This is a genomic window from Micromonospora sp. L32, assembly GCF_052068055.1.
Taxonomy (GTDB): domain Bacteria; phylum Actinomycetota; class Actinomycetes; order Mycobacteriales; family Micromonosporaceae; genus Micromonospora; species Micromonospora purpureochromogenes.
The window spans coordinates 1-14,787 of record NZ_JBQHDD010000006.1 but is presented as its reverse complement, the minus strand read 5'-3'; the positions used below and the strand labels follow the sequence as shown (position 1 = coordinate 14,787).

Genomic DNA, 14,787 nt, shown 5'->3' with positions numbered 1-14,787 from the left:
GATCTCGCCCTCCTCCGCGGCCTGACGCGCGTACGGATTCGAGGTGGTCGCCGACGGGGCCGTCCGTGCTGCCGCCGCTCACCCGGCACCCGGCGGGACTCGTCAGCGGGTGAGCCGCCGGGGCCGGCCGGGCGGGCCGCCGGGCTTCGGCCGGTAGGCGGGTAGCCCGATGGCGATGGCGAGCATGCAGGCCGCACGGGTGTCGAAGGCGTCCGAGACGTCCTGGTCGCAGAACGTCAGGCCGGTGCCGCCGTGACCGAGGGTGAAGGCGGCCAGTTGCAGGCGGCCGGCGGCCACCCCCGCCTCGAACTGGGCGACCCGGTACCCGCGCTCGCCGTACCCGTCGAGCACCTGGTCGAGATCGGCGCAGGCGAAGTCGGTGTACGCCGAGTCGCCGCCGAGCGGCTGGTCGAGGCAGAGCGCCTGGCTCAACGTTCGTACCTCGGGCTCCGGCGCCGGCCGGCGCAGCTGCGGCGGGCCGCCGACCTGCTGGTACAGGCCCGGCTCCGTGCCCTGCACCGCGTGGACCGCGACCTCGTGGGAGAGCAGGGTGGTCCCGGTCGGGATCGCGTCGGCGGGGACCGCTCGGGTCGCCGCAGCCATCGCCCAGTGCAGCAGCTCGACGGGGGCGACCTGGCGGCGCATGCGCCGGGTGGAGCTGCGGCGCAGGATGACCGACTCGATCGGCTCGCTGCCGGCCGCAACCGGTGCATCGACGGTGTCGGTGGCGCGGGGCAGGCCCGCGACGGCGGCCGTCCGCCAGCCGGTCACGTCGTCGCCCGTGGTGAGGTCACCGGCCTGCTGCACCCGGATGACCAGCGGGAAGTCGACCGGCGCGGGAGAGAGCGGCGTCGGCGGGAACTGCGGCGCAGGTAGCTCGACCGGTTCGGCGGCGGCGGTCGCGGTGGGCCGGCCGCAGGTGATCACCGCCACCGGGAACTCCGTCACGCCGTCGACGCCGAGCAGGCGAGACACGGCGGCGTCGACGAAGCCCAGCCGTACCCGCACGGGTAGCCCGTGGCCTTCGGCGACGGCGAGCAGATTCGCCATCATCGTCCCGGCGTCCCAGTAGACGTGCCGCCAGCCCCGTTCGGCGTACTTCCACGCGGTGCGCCACGGGAGGCCGGTGACGACGAGGGCGAGCGGGCTGGCCGCGACGTCCGGGTCGGCGGTGGCGTCGGCCAGCGCCCGGCGGTGGTCCCCGGCCGCGAGTGCCTCCAGGCCGAACACCTCCGGCGCGAAGTGGTACAGCCCGGCGTCGAGCCCGGCCACCTCGCCGGCCACCGCGTACATCTCCAGGGGGTGGAGATTGCCGGCGGAGGCGGCGGCCCGGAACCAGAGGTCGTCCCCGGCGGTTCGGGTGACGCCGGCCGAGAAGAACAGCAGCCGGGCGAGGAGTTCGCCGTCGATGGTCGGGTCGCTCGGCGGTACCCGTCCGGACAGGGTCACCGCGGCCGGCGCCCCGGTCGGCGGCAGGTCGCGGGGGAGGGGGTGCACCGGCGCCCCGAGGTGGCGTTTGAAGGGCTGGGGACGGTTGCTCGGGTCCATCGGAACGAACCCCGGGACACCCGGCGGCCGGTCGCCGCGGCACTGGTTCGTCTGCTGGTGGTAGAGCCGGGTCACCTCACCGGTGCGCATCCGCCGGACATACCCGCCGGCACCCGCCGTATGCCCGAACGAGCGCGGTGCCGGGCGCGGCGCCGTCTCAGTTCGGTGCTGCCGCCGGCGGCAGGTACACCTCCCAGCCGGAGGTGGTGAGGTTCGGCACCGGAATCCGGTGCCAGCCCCTGGCCCAGTCGGGCGGGGCGGAGTTCTTGACCAGCAGGGCGAAGCGTCCGGTCGCCGCGGCCTGCCGCAGCTGCGCGGTGCTCGCGTTGCGGTTGTATCCCCGGTCTTCCAGCGCCCGGCACCCGGCGTAGTAGGCGATCGGGATGGCCTCGTGGCCGGAGATCACGCACGGCGGTCGCACCCCGTGCGATCGCAGGGTCTGGACGAGGCGGGTCCAGTCGCCGCGGCTGCGGACCTGCTCCGCCACGACGTGGTGCAGGATGCCGGCCTGGATGGCGAGGTGGCCGGCGAAGCCCAACGCCACCACGGCGGCGACGACCCGCCGCCGCTGACCGACGGCCGTGGAGAACAAGGCGGCGAGCCCCGGGATGGTGCAGACCAGAGCGACGGCGTAGGTCGGCATCAAGAACCGGGGTGCGGAGTATCCGATCAGGAACAGGTAGGGGAAGGCCATGGCGCCGGCGACCACGAGTGGCAGCCATGCCGTCCGTGCCACGCTCGCCCGGTGGGCCGCCCGGACAGCCAGTGGCATCAGCAGGGCCAGGGCCAGCCACCACAGCACTGCCGGCCACCGCACGGGGCTGCCGCACGGGCGGCACAGGATCGGCCCGTCCAGGGTGCTGATCACGTGCCCGAGGGAGAACTGCAGCGTCGTGCCGCCCTGCACGTGACCGGCCTGACGGATGCGCTCCAGGAGCCCGCCGTAGCGCAGCTCGGCCTCGACCGCCCACGGTGCGCCGCCGAGCACCAGGCCTGCGACCACTGTCGCGGTCAGCCGCCACCGCCGGAACGCGGGCACCGCGACGGTGGCGGCGAGCAGCGGGAGCCCGAGCCAGAAGGCGTCGGCCGGACGCATCAGGGCGGCCACGGCGAGCGCGGCGACGAGCCCGAGGTACGCCCCGGGCCGGGCCGGCTCGGCCACGGCCAGCAGGAAACACCCGACCGCTGCCACCGCCGCCATCGCCGTGTAGTGGTTGGGCATTGCGGCGTTCGCGTAGAACAGGGCGGTCCAGAGGCTCGCGTACAGCCCGGCGGCGATCACGGCGGTGCCGGGCCGCCGGGACACCCGCGACCACACCCAGAACGCCAGCCCGAGCGACGTCGCCGCGGTGACGGTGAGGAACAGCCGGAGTGCGATGGTGGAATCGAGCCAGGACGCTACGGGCCACACCAGCAGGGTCACGCCCCGGGCGCGCGGTGCGCTCATGAACGCCGGCGGCGCATGGTTGCCGTGCTGGCTCACATAGACGACCTCGTCCCAGCCGAGGTCGAGACTGGCCGGCACGGCGACCAGCGATGCGGCGGCGAAGATCACGCACACCGCGACCAGGGGCCGCGCGCCGGACCGGGATGTCACGGATGCGCACCTCGCTCGACGAGTCATGCCAGGCCGCGCCCAGCGAGGCGGGTGGGATTGTCCGAGCAGTCCTCACTTTAGTGGGAAACGGGACCTACTGGGTCTTCTCCGCGAATCTTGGGTCTTCTCCGTGAATCGGCCATCGGTCGGACCTTGATCAGTCCGTAACCCCGTGATCTGCTCGGGGAAGCCGAAGCCGAGCGGCGCACGCGCTCTCGGGCGTCACGTGATCAAGGGCCGCAACAGCCAGTACGTCCCCGACCGGAGACCGGCGACGCGCTGCGGGCCACGGCTCGCCGCCGGCCCGGTGACACTGTCGTGGACCGGCATCGCGAACAGCCCGTACGTCTACAACCTGGTGCTGACCAGCGACCACAAGGTGCCGAACGTGCTGTCCTTCGACGCCGCCGACTCGGATGTGGCCGCGGTCGACGAGCAGTGGTACGCGCAGCGCACCGCCGGCACGTTCGGTGATCTGATGACGGCCGTGCGTCCATACGGCACGCAGCTCTTCGTCGGCAACCGGCGGGCACATCAACAGCATCTTCAGCAAGCTGGGCATGCCCGTCCGATGGCGACAACCGGCGGGTGCTCGCGTACCTGAATGGCTGAGATTCTGTGCCTGCGTTCGGGGCGAAGGGATCTTGGGTCGCCGATAAAGCTGCGGTCATCGTTCCACGGGTAGCAATCGGGCGTGTGCCCGTTGCGCGGCGCGGAGTGCGGAGAGCTGGCCGTGGAACGAGCTATGGCGGTTCTGGTCGAGGTTGAGCGGCAACACGCACGAACGGATCAGCTCCTCCTCAAGCTTCCACGGCTGATCCGTTGCGGTCCACACGACCTGGGCGTGTTCGGCCATCCAGGCGGTGAGTCGTTCCTCGCCATCTCGGCCAAATGTCAGCCGATTGCCGCTACCGACCCGCCGTAGGCCAATCCCAAGCTCGCCGGCAAGGAGCGAGCCAAGCGTCAGGCGCAGCGTCGACCCGGCCGCGTTGCCCCGGTAGTGATAGCGGATCCGGCTGCGGATCGTCTGCCGGCTCGGAGGGCGTCCGTTGTTCGGTGGCGCCTTCGGTGAGATGCCCACGTAGAGCAGCACCGCCCCATCCTGCGTATGGCACCCGGCAACCGGCACCAGGGGTGGCGGTGACGGGAAGTACCAGGCGTAGACACCGGGAGCCGCAGGTATCGGGCACTCCCGTCCGCGCACTTCCGCAGCCCGGTAGAGCCGGGAGGGGCGAAGCAAGGCGTCCACTGGCACCACTAGCACTCCTCGTCTGGGCTGCTAGGAGTGCAGCGACGCACGGTAGGCGAGGTGGTCCCAGGCGATTCCGTGTTCCGCGGCCATTCGCACCGTGCCTACCTGCCGTCCTGTGGCTGTATCGAACACTTCAAGATGCTCGCCCATCCAGATGCCCCCTGCGTCGAAGAGGACGTAGTGGTCAGGGCAGAGGCGGAGGATGTTGTCGAACGAATCGGGACCGTTTGTGGGGGCGGACGTGCGCGGCCTCCGCGTAGGGGCCGGCTGGGGTTTCTAGTCTGTGTCGCAGAGCTGGCAGCGGTAGTCGCAGAGCTTCTTGACCTTGAGCGCGAGGACGGTGCTGCGCACGAGACGCTGGATCACCGCCCGGACCTGGGGTGCTTTTCCCTGGCCGGTGGCCGGTCGACGTCGTCGAGGCTGACGAGTCGGAATCTCCAGATGCGGAAGCCGTCTTTGCCGTCCGTGTGCCAGTGATCGACTACCCGGAAGAGTCCGTCATAGCGGAAGCCTGTCGATGGCGAGAAGGCTGGGTCCCCGCCGGCGCCGCGGATGACGCGTACGGGGTTGCCCTCAAGCTGGTTGCGGGCTAGGCCGGCGTTGCCGAGGGTGAGTTCCTGGTGAGCGACTTGCCGCTTGGTGGAGGGATCGTTGCCTCCTTGCCCGGTGTACACGATCTCGTCGCCGTAGTCTTCATCGTCGAAGTAGCCCCCTGACACGACGATGGACTCGGCGCCATCCTTGCCGCCGCAGATCCCACCCTGAAGCGGTCGGTGGACCTTTGAGGCGGCCAGTTGTGCTCGGTTGGGAAACGTCGACCCAACGGGATAGCTCGAGATCTCTCCGTACGTTCGCCCACTCATGCCGGCACCGTAAACCATACGGCCAACAAGATCGATAGGGCGGCAGGGCGGCATCGCTCCTATGCATTCAGCGGCTCGCCCTTGAACACCTCTCGCCGGTGCCAGGAGACGTGGTCGGCTGCCGGGACAGGCGTGCCCGGACGCGGCCGCAGCATTCGACCATGCAGGTCGTACACCGTGCGCCCGACGTTCGTCCGAGCGGTGAAGGCGGTCGACACGTGAATCCGCAGATCTGAATCAAGACCCAGGGCACCAAAGTCGAACAGCTTGTGGTGCAGTACGCACAGCGCAAGACCGTTGTCGAGGGTGTCCGGGCCGTCGAAGGCCCACCACCGCACGTGCGCTGCCTCCACTCCCACCGAGGCGCTAAGGAGCTGGCCGTCGTACCCACAAAAGGCGCACTGCCGGTCCCATGCCTGCAGGACCGCAAGCCGCCACGTGGCGTCCCGTCGGCGGCCGGCGGCCGGTGCCGCACCAGGGACATGCAGGATCTCGTTGGGATCCAGTCCTGCAGCAGTGAGGACATCCGGAGCGATCGTCGGCGGAAAGTGGCTCTCCACCAGGGCGCGAGCGGCCGCCCTCAGCAGGTCGGGATCCTGCCGCAAAGCCACCTCGATGGGACCAGCAAGCCGGCCCACCACGTCGTGTGCTGTCAAGGGGCCGACCGAATCCATCGGCACGTCATGGTCGAGCGTCCAGACGCCGTCGCTGCGCAGCCGCGTAAACGGATAGGCCGCACGCTGCACGTGAGCCGTCCTCGAGGCGGGGGCGAACTCGGCAATCAACTTGCTCAGCCGTGCCTCCGCCTCGGACCAGGGAAGCTCGCTTGACCCTGTGTCCGAGAGTCGCCCGAGAGCCAGCAGCACCAGGAGTGGCTTGTGCGGCGCGCGCCGCCCGTGGCGTTGATGGAGGCGGAGCGAGGCAAGTCGATCCAGCACCTGTTGACGGATTGACGTCATGCGGCGATCGCCCGAGCGGCGGCGTACATGTCGGCCGGGAGCGGGTGGTGCAGCCGCCAAAGGATCCGCATCGGCCGGTCGCCAGTGTGCTCCTGGTACGTCATTGGCCCGGCGTACAGGTACGGCGGCGCGCCCAGGTCGCGGTCGGCGAGCTTGGTCTCCCGGACGAACAGGTGCACCGTCGACCCGCTTTCGGCGTGCTGGATGTAGCGCTGCCCGGTCCCCGACGCCGACGACGTGGTGCTCTGCGACTCCCATTGGAACAGGCTGTGGGTGATGGCTCGGTCGGCGTACATCGTCGTGGGGGAGTAGTGCTCCTCGGACTTGACCAGCGTGACGAAGAAGAGGTCCGCCTGCTCCGACTCAAGCCACTTCACTCCCTCGCGCAGCGACCCCGGGTTCGTCATCCCGAAGGCCGCGCACGCCTCGTTGCGGCTGTAGCGGGCGTGCACCCGCAGCGGCGCCCGCCCCGACCCCGGCGCCACCGTGACCCGGTGAATGCGGTCCCGCAGTACCTCGGTGACCTGGCGTAGCTCCGCGCAGCGCGCCGGCTCCGCCCAGAGTCGCTTCAGCCGGGCATCACGTTCGGTCAGCGGCACCGACGGCCCCCAGAGACTGAAGTGCAGCATGTCCAGCAGCCGTCCGCCGCCCAGGTGTTCGCCGCTCGTGACCCGGGCCAGCAGGTCCAGCCGGTCCACGTCGTCGATGTGCAGCATCCGCCCGATGGCCCGGCCCAGCTCGCGGTCGTCCGGCCCGGCGGTCGAGTTGTCGATGCCCGCCAGGCGCCGCAGCCCGGCCCACCCGCCGATGCTCGCCGACCGGTAGACGTCCTCGATCTCCAGACCGGTCTCCCGCAGGAACTCGGCCAGGCTCACCTCCCCGAGCTGCCGCAGCTCCGCCACCAGGCCGTTCTTCGATGTCGGCAGGGCCGACTTCAGGTTGGCGAGCACGACCTCCTTCGCCACCCGGTCCAGCTCGACGTGGCAGCCGCTCGGCAGCGACGGGAAGTCGTCCCGGACGGCCGCCTCGACGGCCCGACGGCTGACCCCAGTCAGCGCCCGCCAGCGCAGGTCGAAGCGGAAGTTGGCGTTCTGGCCGCCGATGAAGTCGAGCACGGTCAGGCAGGGCTTGTCGTCGTCCAGGCGCAGGCCGCGGCCGAGCTGCTGCAGGAAGATCGTGGCGCTCTCGGTGGGCCGCAGCATCAGGATCGTGTCGACCATCGGCAGGTCGACGCCCTCGTTGAACAGGTCGACGGTGAACAGGACCCGCAGCTCACGGTTCCGGAACGCCGTCAGCAGCGCCTGTCGGCCGGCGGCGTCAACCCGCGAGGTCACCGCCGCCGACGGTACCCCCGCCTTGGTGAACCAGTCTGCCATGAACTCGGCGTGCCCGATGCTCACGCAGAAGCCGAGCGCCCGCATCCGCCCCACGTCGGCGGTGTCGCTTACCGCCCGCAGGATCATCCGGGCCCGGGCCTGGTTGCCGGTGTAGACGCCGTCCAGCTCGGCCGGGTCGTACCCCTGCCCGCGCTTCCAGCGCAGCTGCGACAGGTCGACGTCGTCGTGCAGCCCGAAATACTGGAACGGCGCCAGCAGTTGCCGCTCCAACGCCTCCCACAGATGCAGCTCCACGGAGGCGCGGCCATCGAACCACCGCCGCACGTCGCCGCCATCGCTCCGGTCGGGAGTCGCGGTCAGCCCCAGCAGTACGCGCGGCCGCAGCCGTTCCAGCAGTCGGGCGTACGTCGGCGCCTCGGCGTGGTGGAACTCGTCGACGATCACCATGTCGTACGCCTCGGGGTCGATCTCCTGCCGTTGCAGCGACTGAATCGAGGCGAAGACGTACTTCCAGTCCTTCGGCCTTTCGCCGCCGACCAGGGTCTCGCCGAAGCTGCCGTCCCCCATCACCTGCCGGAACACCGAGCGGCTCTGCCGCAGGATCTGCTCCTGATGGGCGACGAAGAGCAGCGAGTCGACGTGGCCGGCCTTGCGGAGCCGCCGGTAGTCCAACGCCGCCACCACGGTCTTGCCGGTGCCGGTTGCCATCACCACCAGGTTCCGCCAGCGGCCGTGCACCAGCCGCTCGGCATCCAGGTCGTCGAGGATCTCCTGCTGGTACGGGAACGGGCGGACATCCAGGTTCGCGATTTCGGTGGGCGCCTCCTCGGGGCGCTCGCCGCGCAGCGCAATGCTCAGCCGATCGGCGTCCTTCGCCGGGTCGTATGCCTCGAAGGCCGAGTCGTTCCAGTAGTCGGTGAACGTCGCCTCGAAGGTGTCGATGACGTGCGGCTGCTCCAGGTTCGAGATCCGCACGTTCCACTCAACGCCGTCGACCAGCGCGGTCTTCGAAAGGTTCGACGAGCCGACGTATGCAGTGGTGGTGCCGTTGGTGCGGTGGAACAGCCATGCCTTGGCGTGCAGCCGGGTGGTCCTGGTCTCGTACGAGACCTTGATTTCGGCGCCCAACTCGACGAGCCGGTCAAGGGCGCGCTGGTCGGTCGCGCCCATGTAGGTGGTGGTGATGACGCGGAGCCGACCGCCGCGCCCGATCAGCTCGCGGATGGCCGGCTCGACGATGCGTAGACCGTGCCACTTGATGAACGCGCAGAGCAGGTCTACCTGGTCGGCGGAGGCCATCTCGTGGGTGACCTCGTGCCCGATCCGCGGCTGGTGGCGTCCGTTGACCAGCAGCGCGCCGGTGGAGAGCGGGGTGGTCGGGCGCACCGGAAAGGCGGCGGTGGCGGGCGGCGCCGGCGGGGTCGCGATGGCATGGAGCAGGTGTTTGGCGTCGACGACCTGGTCGTCGGCGCCGACCGCGCGCGGCTCGACCGCCGCGATGATCTCGGCGATCTGGTTGGCCACCTCTACCTGGCGGACGAGCTTGTCATCGCCGCCGGTGACGGCGAGCAGCGCCCTGCGGGCCAGGGTCGCGATGTGCCGGGCTAGCACGTCGTGCGCGTCGGCCGGGTCGAGCTTGTCGTGCTGGACCAGGGCGGGGTCGAGGTGCTGGAGCTGGTCGGCGAGCTGCTGGGTGATCAGGTGCTCGTAGATTCCCCGCTCAAGATCCGTCACCCGGCGAGGCTAACCACCACGCGGCGTCCCGCGCTGCCCCGAGGAACCATGTGGAGTCGACGCACGAGACTAACCATTGGGGACGGCCCGTCGAAGGCGTGGGAAGGAGCGCTCAGCATCATGCCGAATGATTTAAAATCTTACTTGTCCTTGTTGGACGCTACGAGATACGGTCTAGCTCTTGCCGCGGCCCCTCAGGACGTAGCCCGCTCAGATAGGGGACTATCATCAGCATCCAAGTCGACACCCTGCGCCTGTCCAAGCCTCAGGACTCCAGCACCTACCTCGCCATGAGGACGATCCAGGGCGGACGCATCGTCTACAGCACGCGTGTACCCCTGGCTGACCTCTCGACGATCCTGCCCGTCCCGGACCCGAACAACGTGGATAAGGACAACCGCAAGGTCGACCGCCTCCACGCCAAGCAGTTCGGCCAGTACCTCGATAGCAAGCAGGACTGGGTCGCTCCCGCCCTGCTGGCCCGCGACAGCGGGGGCTGTGTCTTCGAGAAGGTTGACGAGCACGGTGCCGTCGGCTACCTCACCGTCCCCTGGGCGATCGGTGGCATCTCCGCCATGCGCACCATCGATGGACAGCACAGGGTGCTCGGCGTCTCTATCGAGAAGCAGCGCATCACGGATGCTATCGCCGCGATCGACCGCGAGACTGCGCGCAAGGTCAGCCCGGAGAAGCAGGCCAGGCTCCATGCGGAACGCGAGAAGCTCATCAGCCAAATGAAGCGGCTGAAGGACGAGTACGTCGGCTTGGACATCTACGTGGAGCCGGACCCCATCAAGGCCCAGCAGATGTTTGTCGACGTCGCCGACAACGCCAAGGGCATCAGCAGCGCTGTCCGTGCACGCTTCGACAGCTACAAGGTCGCCAACCGCACGCTCTCTGACGTCATCGATCACCCCCTTCTCAAGGGGCGGGTTGACGCCGAGCAGGACCGCATGACTCAGAAGAACCCGAACCTCATGGGTGCGAAGCACGTCGCCGACATCACCCGTGCCGTCATCGCCGGGGCCGGCGGACGTATCAGCAAGAAGGCGGAGCAGACGCTGACTGACGGCGAGGTGATCGAGCAGGTCAAGGACTTCCTCGACGTCATCTCTAACGCCTTCATCGGTCTCGCCGCTGTGACCGAGGACGACCCCGAGGCTGACCGCCGGCCTGGAGAACTGACTAAGGCCCAGGAACTGCGACGTGCCTCGCTGCTTGGTTCGGTCGGCATGCTGCGTGTCCTCGGCGGTGTGTTCCATGAGCTGCGCAAGAGTGACAACCCAGCCGAGCTCGGCGACATCACTGAGTTCTTCAAGCGCCTCGACCGGCATATGGCAGCTCCGGTGACGGAGACCAGTATCTGGCGTGTGAGTGACGCTGCGGTCGATTTCGAGCCGAAGGCAGCCGCGCCGATCATGCGTCAGCAGAACATCGTCCACCTGGTGGGCGTCATCACCGGCTGGTACAAGAAGGCCCCCGCCTCCCTGTAGTACGGGCGCACGAGCCACGGAGGGCGTCCTCCCGAGTCGGAGGATGCCCTCCGTCGTCTTCAGTTTGAGGGGGACGAGCGGCGACCGCATCGAGCGCATCTGCTGTCGTATCCCTGACAGTCGGGTTCTACATCGATGCAAAACTCGAGAACGCGCCGGCGGTCTTAACACGAGAGGCCAACGCGGCACTTTGCGGTGCAACAACACGTGGTACCTGCGGAAACACTTTACGTGCAGTGGGCGGGCGGCCATTGCGACGTCAAGCTCCCAGGGCGGCCGGCCGATCCCGAAGGCCATCGCTGGACAGGCAGCGCGGATGAATTTGGGGGTCCCGCTGGCAGGACTCTTGCCGGTAGTGTCCGGGGACGCCTTGTGGGGAGGTGGGGTCGATGCTTGCTGGGTTGGAGGTACCGCCCGCGGTCGACGCAGAGCGGGTGATCACAGCCGTGCTGGCCGACCTGCACTCTGCTGATCACCGCGGCGTCGTGGTCGACTCACCGCCTGGAGCCGGCAAATCGACCCTCGTCGTCCGCGCCGCCGTCGAGCTCGCCGCCGGCGAGCCGCTGATCATCATCGCGCGCGAGTACGAGGTGACGATCGTGCTGCACCCGCTCTCCGGCCGGCGGGACGCGACCGTCTTCCATGTGGAGTCGGGGCGGCTCTGCGTGCTGACGTCCCGGCACCGGCACGCCTGCATCGTGGTGGCGCGGGCGGGGATCGGGGAGCTGCTCGACGCGCACCCATCGTCCGAGCCGGTCCAGCTCAGCGTGCCGGCCAGGTTCCCCGACGGCTGGGAAGCGAACCAGTCGATGGCGGCTTATTTGGAGACGCAGAAGTGATCGAATCGATGCGATTGAACCGCTTTAAGGGGTTTCACGAGTTTACTATCCGATTCGGTTCAAAGAATGTAATTGTGGGACCGAACAATGCAGGCAAGAGTACAATAGTATCTGCGCTCAGGCTTTGCGCGGCAGCGTTGCGTGTCGCTGGGCGACGTGCTCCCAGTCACTTTCAATCATACGATGAGCGGTCGGTTCAGGGCTTTCCTGTTTCGTCTATCGCGGCTAAGGATCTTGAATTCTTTGTGGAAGAGAACGTCTTCCACGAGTTCCGCGAGGAGCGGGCCAGCGTCGAGTTGCGGTTCACTGCAGGTGAGGTCATCCGAATGGTGTGGCCCGTTCGCGAATCCGGGTTCTTCTTCGTTGATCGCTTAGATGGCATGCTGGCTCTGCGCGCCGATCAAGTCAAGAATGCAGCTCGGCGAATCGGGGTCATCCCCGGCTTAACGCCAGTTGAGCAGCATGAAGAATTGCTGTCTGAAAAGTATGTGCAGGAGAATCTAGGTTTCCGACTCTCGAGCCGGCATTTTCGTAATCAAATGTTCTATTACTCTCAGTACGGAGAGTTCGATGACTTCCGGGACTTTATCCTAGAGCACACTCCGGAAATATCGGCCCTACGCCTTGATACGGACTATGCTAGCAGCCCCGCAGAGCATGATCTTTACTTCACAGAGGCGCGCACAGGTACCGAAAAGGAGCTGTACTGGGCTGGCGACGGGATGCAAATCTGGCTACAACTGATGTTCCATATCTTCAGGCAACGTCATGTATCCACTCTGGTCCTTGATGAGCCCGACACATTTCTCCATCCCGACCTTCAGCGACGTTTGATGAACTTGTTGGACGATCTCGAGCCCCAAGTCATCCTTGCTACGCATGCCCCGGAAATGGTGACAGAGGCATCTCGTGATTCCTTGATTTGGGTTGATAGGGTGCAAAAGCGGGCAAGGCGAGTTCGAGACGACAAGTCCCTAGCCAAACTCAACGTCGAGTTGGGTAGCGGCTTCAATCTCGGTATGGCCAAGGCTCTTCGAAGCAAGTTGGCACTCTTTGTCGAGGGAACTGACATGAAGGTCCTTCGAAATATTGCTCGAACCGTTGGCGCGTCCAAGGTTGGCCGTGAGCGAGGGGTAACGGTTATCCCTCTGGGGGGTTTCAGCAACTGGAGGAGCGTCCAGCCATTTGCTTGGATGGCCAAGGGGCTTCTGGGGGATGCAGTAAAGATTGCCGTTTTGCTTGACCGCGATTACAGGACAGACGAAGAGGTATTCGATGTCCTTGAGGACCTGAGAAAGCTGGGGATATTAGCGCATGTATGGCAGCGCAAAGAATTAGAGAGCTACCTCCTCTCTCCTTCGGCAATCTCCCGCTTGTCTGGTGTTCCCGTCGCGCGGATTGAAGAACTCCTGGATGAAGGTGCTGAAGCGCAGCGGTATCAGGTGCAGGCGAACTTTCTGTATCACCGACAGATACTGCTGGCGAGCGCCAACAATCATGCGATGAGTGTCACGAAGGCCGCTCTGCCTGAGTTCGAGAAGTCGTGGGCCCAGCCTGCGACCCGCATGGCAATGGCTCCTCCGAAGGAACTCCTGCATTACCTAAACGCTGCGATAATTGCAGAAGGAGGAAAGTCCGTGTCGGTGCGGGGATTGTCCTCTAACCTTCGCGCGCGTGAGGTCGCGTCCGAGGTCACCGACTTTCTCATGAAGGTAGAGGATGAGATAGTCTAGCGGGGCGCTTCAGCCGGCGATGCTGACAGGCAAAGGCAAATATGCACGCGCTTGCAGCGCTTGCGTAGTGAGGGGAGGCTGACTGGAATCAGCGGCTTCAACTACTTCTTATTGAAATTAAAGGATGTCGAGATTCAAGCTGCCAGCTACGTGACTCGTGCCCAGTACCGTGTGTCCACGGTCGACCCGAACGCCCGGAGTGATCAGCCCTTCGGACGATGTGAACTGGCTGGAGGCCATCTCGATGAGAGTCGTCTCCGACCACTGGGCTGCACGAACCGCCGCGACAGCCTCACGAACACGTGGAGCCGCTCATCCGGTTAATGCCGACGCCGGTTCTGCTCCACGCCGCCACCGCTCACGACGTTCACCCAGTTGCCGCTCGAAGAATGGTGTGACCGGCACAGGTAGGTGACGGGGTCGAGCTCCGTCTCCTGACAGTTGCGACGGCGGCAGGTGAGTTCACGGGGCGCTGCCTCGGTACGGCTCAACTCTCGTTCCCGGTTGCCCGCCCGGACACATCGGATCAGTGACCTCAGCATCGAATAGTGGACCCGGAAGGACTCCCGATCCTGGCAGCTCCTGTCCTCTGTGGGCCTGACGAGGTGCAGGTGCAGCCGCTGGCGATCGAGCATGCGGCCCCAGATTCCCCGGCTCTCGATCGACGTGTCGAACTTGTACCATACCTGCGCTACAGGGTGTCGAGACGCCTGCTCCAGCATGATGCAAAGAGCCGCAGCCTGGTCAGCCCGGCACACCATTCCCCGCGGCGGCACCGTCATCATGCCAGCTCCCCTGAGAATCAGGTGATCCTCGAAGAGGTCGACGTGCCAGTCTTCGTGGGCGGAATTCACCGGGAAGGCGAAGGTCGGTCGGTCGGACCGCTGCCGGACCTTTTTGGTGCGGTGGGGGAACAGGACCGGCCGGGTGGGAGCAGCCTCCTCCGTGTTGGCCAGATCGATCCATCTGTCAAGGGCGCTGATGAAGAACCTCAGGTACTGATGGGGTATGACCACGCTGTTTACGGCGGTTCCGGTGCTCACGCAGAGACGTCCGGACGGATCGATCGCCAGGCGTTCTCTGGTCTCGCGTATCGCCGAGCCACGGTGCTTGATGAGGAAGCGGCCGCCCCACGCTTGCCAATTCTTCACCAGCTGGTGCTGCTCCGCCTGTTGCAGCAGAGCGAGGACATGATCCGCAACCGTAACGGGAAGTGTCAGGCGCAGGCCTTCGCTGATGATGATGCCCGAACCATGCAGCTCGACATGGTCCTCGAACACGTTAACCCGCCAGCCGGTCTCCCGGGAAGGCCTCTGTCGCCTCATCCCCGCCCCCATGGCATGAGCTGCCCGACCGGGACTGCCCCCAGTTCGGTTGACTCCTGACCTGTGAGGATGCGTTCCTCGCTGGAAGGATGTCTGCCATGCCGAAA

10 protein-coding genes and 1 pseudogene are annotated in these 14,787 nt (G+C 66.8%); 4 read left to right on the top strand and 7 right to left on the bottom strand.

Going from position 1 to position 14,787, the window contains the following annotated elements; genetic code table 11:
- Positions 1 to 102: 102 nt before the first annotated feature.
- Together ACTMTB_RS17420 and ACTMTB_RS17415 are read right to left on the bottom strand one after the other, a co-directional pair.
- On the bottom strand, positions 103 to 1,638 hold the full coding sequence (locus ACTMTB_RS17420; RefSeq protein WP_441146864.1) for a SagB family peptide dehydrogenase: 1,536 nt from the start codon (positions 1,636 to 1,638) through the stop codon (positions 103 to 105).
- A gap of 67 nt (positions 1,639 to 1,705) precedes the next feature.
- Positions 1,706 to 3,145, bottom strand: coding sequence for a hypothetical protein (locus tag ACTMTB_RS17415; protein WP_441146862.1), 1,440 nt, complete (start codon positions 3,143 to 3,145; stop codon positions 1,706 to 1,708).
- Between the two features lie 226 nt (positions 3,146 to 3,371).
- Here ACTMTB_RS17415 and ACTMTB_RS17410 point away from each other — a divergent pair, with 226 nt between their 5' ends.
- A complete protein-coding gene (locus ACTMTB_RS17410; RefSeq protein WP_441146860.1) occupies positions 3,372 to 3,749 on the top strand; it encodes a hypothetical protein in 378 nt (125 codons plus the stop codon).
- 63 nt (positions 3,750 to 3,812) lie between these two features.
- Here the strand turns inward: ACTMTB_RS17410 and ACTMTB_RS17405 are convergent, their stop codons facing one another.
- From ACTMTB_RS17405 to ACTMTB_RS17390, 4 genes are all read right to left on the bottom strand, one after another.
- Complete coding sequence (locus ACTMTB_RS17405; protein ID WP_441147611.1) at positions 3,813 to 4,349, bottom strand: GIY-YIG nuclease family protein; 537 nt, start codon at positions 4,347 to 4,349, stop codon at positions 3,813 to 3,815.
- A 410-nt stretch (positions 4,350 to 4,759) separates the two neighbouring features.
- Positions 4,760 to 5,260 carry a YDG/SRA domain-containing protein gene (locus ACTMTB_RS17400; protein ID WP_441146858.1) on the bottom strand — a complete coding sequence of 167 codons (501 nt, stop codon included), beginning with the start codon at positions 5,258 to 5,260 and terminating at the stop codon, positions 4,760 to 4,762.
- A 59-nt stretch (positions 5,261 to 5,319) separates the two neighbouring features.
- Entirely contained in the window at positions 5,320 to 6,219 is a 900-nt protein-coding gene (locus tag ACTMTB_RS17395; RefSeq protein WP_441146856.1) for a phosphorothioated DNA-binding restriction endonuclease, read from the bottom strand.
- Entirely contained in the window at positions 6,216 to 9,290 is a 3,075-nt protein-coding gene (locus tag ACTMTB_RS17390) for a DUF3427 domain-containing protein (protein ID WP_441146854.1), read from the bottom strand. Before ACTMTB_RS17390 ends, ACTMTB_RS17395 begins: the two co-directional genes overlap by 4 nt.
- A gap of 290 nt (positions 9,291 to 9,580) precedes the next feature.
- Between ACTMTB_RS17390 and ACTMTB_RS17385 the strand changes: the two genes are divergently transcribed.
- The 3 genes and pseudogenes from ACTMTB_RS17385 (at position 9,581) to ACTMTB_RS17375 (ending at position 13,355) form a co-directional block, all read left to right on the top strand.
- Positions 9,581 to 10,783, top strand: coding sequence for a DNA sulfur modification protein DndB (locus ACTMTB_RS17385; protein ID WP_441146852.1), 1,203 nt, complete (start codon positions 9,581 to 9,583; stop codon positions 10,781 to 10,783).
- A 578-nt stretch (positions 10,784 to 11,361) separates the two neighbouring features.
- A pseudogene (locus ACTMTB_RS17380) lies at positions 11,362 to 11,622 on the top strand (helicase); the annotation flags it as partial.
- A complete protein-coding gene (locus ACTMTB_RS17375) occupies positions 11,619 to 13,355 on the top strand; it encodes an ATP-dependent nuclease (protein WP_441146850.1) in 1,737 nt (578 codons plus the stop codon). The pseudogene ACTMTB_RS17380 and the gene ACTMTB_RS17375, both read left to right, overlap by 4 nt.
- A 320-nt stretch (positions 13,356 to 13,675) precedes the next feature.
- Here the strand turns inward: ACTMTB_RS17375 and ACTMTB_RS17370 are convergent, their stop codons facing one another.
- Entirely contained in the window at positions 13,676 to 14,635 is a 960-nt protein-coding gene (locus tag ACTMTB_RS17370; RefSeq protein WP_441146848.1) for a hypothetical protein, read from the bottom strand.
- Positions 14,636 to 14,787 lie beyond the last annotated feature (152 nt).